We start from the raw sequence: 2,469 nt of genomic DNA, 5'->3' as shown, positions 1-2,469 counted from the left end.
TGCACGTTAGCCCGAATATAATGAGAAGACATCGTCGCGTTTTGTTATCGGCAAGTAGAACCGAATGAGTTTTGCTGAGAAACGATCAAGCCGATCGGATTATTAGTACCAGTAAGCTTCATGGGTCGCCCCACTTCCACACCTGGCCTATCAACGTGGTAGTCTTCCACGATCCTCAGCGAAGCCTTGTTTTGAGGTTAGTTTCCCGCTTAGATGCTTTCAGCGGTTATCTATTCCATACTTAGCTACCCTGCTGCGCGGCTGGCGCCACGACAGGTCCACCAGAGGTATGTCCATCCCGGTCCTCTCGTACTAGGGACAGATCCTCTCAAGCTTCGAACACCCACGGCAGATAGGGACCAAACTGTCTCACGACGTTCTGAACCCAGCTCACGTACCACTTTAAATGGCGAACAGCCATACCCTTGGGACCTGCTCCAGCCCCAGGATGTGATGAGCCGACATCGAGGTGCCAAACTTTGCCGTCGATATGGACTCTTGGGCAAAATCAGCCTGTTATCCCTAGAGTACCTTTTATCCGTTGAGCGATGGCCCTTCCACTCGGGACCACCGGATCACTATGGCCGACTTTCGTCTCTGCTCGACTTGTCAGTCTCGCAGTCAGGCGGGCTTATGCCATTGCACTCGACGACCGATTTCCGACCGGTCTGAGCCCACCATCGCGCGCCTCCGTTACACTTTAGGAGGCGACCGCCCCAGTCAAACTACCCACCACGCCATGTCCCGGGACCGGATAACGGTCCTCGGTTAGACGTCAACGACAGTAAGGGTGGTATTTCAAGGATGGCTCCACCAGAGCTGGCGCCCCGGTTTCATAGCCTCCCACCTATCCTACACATACGGTCGCTAACGCCAAGGCGAAGCTATAGTAAAGGTTCATAGGGTCTTTCCGTCTGACCGCGGGAACCCCGCATCTTCACGGGGAATTCAATTTCACTGAGCCTGTGCTGGAGACAGTGGGGAAGTCGTTACGCCATTCGTGCAGGTCGGAACTTACCCGACAAGGAATTTCGCTACCTTAGGACCGTTATAGTTACGGCCGCCGTTTACCTGGGCTTCAGTTCGGAGCTTTCACTCCTCCCTTTAACCTTCAGGCACCGGGCAGGCGTCAGACCCTATACGTCGCATTGCTGCTTCGCAGAGCCCTGTGTTTTTGCTAAACAGTCGCTACCCCCTGGCTTGTGCCACTCATTCCCAGTTGCCTGGGGTGAGTCACGCTTATTCCGAAGTTACGCGTGCAATTTGCCGAGTTCCTTCAGCACAGTTCTCTCAAGCGCCTTGGTATGCTCTACCTGACCACCTGTGTCGGTTTCGGGTACGGTCTCTGCTGGAGTTATTTCCAGGGACAACGCCCCTGCAAGGACAATCCAATAAGCCCTTACAAGTTATGCCATCCGTCACTTCCAGCTGGTGCAGGAATATTTACCTGCTTCCCATCGACTACGCTTTTCAGCCTCGCCTTAGGGGCCGACTAACCCTGCGCAGATTAGCTTTACGCAGGAACCCTTGGTCTTTCGGCGACAGTGTTTCTCACACTGTTTATCGTTACTCATGTCAGCATTCTCACTTCCGATACCTCCAGCCAACCTCACGGTTGACCTTCACAGGCTTACGGAACGCTCCGCTACCGCTTGCAGTAAACTGCAAACCCATATCTTCGGTGCATGGCTTTAGCCCCGTTACATTTTCCGCGCAGGATCGCTTGATCAGTGAGCTGTTACGCTTTCTTTAAAGGATGGCTGCTTCTAAGCCAACCTCCTGATTGTCAAAGCAATCCCACATCGTTTCCCACTTAGCCATGACTTGGGGACCTTAGATGATGGTTAGGGTTGTTTCCCTTTTCACGACGGACGTTAGCACCCGCCGTGTGTCTGCCCGATAGTTCTCTTGGGTATTCGGAGTTTGGTTAGTATTGGTACCGCTCGCGCAGCCCGCAACCATCCAGTGCTCTACCCCCCAAGGAATTCGTCGGACGCTCTACCTAAATAGATTTCGCGGAGAACCAGCTATGTCTAGGTTTGATTGGCCTTTCACCCCTATCCACAAGTCATCCCAGAATTTTTCAACATTCACGGGTTCGGTCCTCCAGTTAGTGTTACCTAACCTTCAACCTGCTCATGGATAGATCACCTAGTTTCGGGTCGTCATACGTCGAACTTAGCGCCCTATTCAGACTCGCTTTCGCTACGCCTACACCTAACGGCTTAAGCTTGCTCGACACATGAAGTCGCTGACCCATTATACAAAAGGTACGCCGTCACCCCGCTTGGGGGCTCCGACTGCTTGTAGGCTTCCGATTTCAGGATCTGTTTCACTCCCCTTGTCGGGGTGCTTTTCACCTTTCCCTCACGGTACTTGTTCACTATCGGTCGTAGAGGAGTACTTAGGCTTGGAGGGTGGTCCCCCCATGTTCAGACAGGATTTCACGTGTCCCGCCCTACTCGAGTC

Annotated in this window: 1 rRNA gene (running past one end of the window); it reads right to left on the bottom strand. The window is 53.2% G+C overall.

Annotated elements, in window-relative coordinates:
* Positions 1 to 81: 81 nt before the first annotated feature.
* A 23S ribosomal RNA gene (locus ACOZBP_RS17265) occupies positions 82 to 2,469 on the bottom strand; it runs 398 nt beyond the window's last position.

Origin of the sequence: Brevundimonas sp. NPDC058933, from assembly GCF_049315965.1 — a bacterium.
In the GTDB taxonomy this organism is placed as follows: Bacteria; Pseudomonadota; Alphaproteobacteria; order Caulobacterales; family Caulobacteraceae; genus Brevundimonas.
The sequence above is the reverse complement of the archived record's forward strand: the minus strand, read 5'-3'. Positions and strand labels throughout refer to the sequence as shown.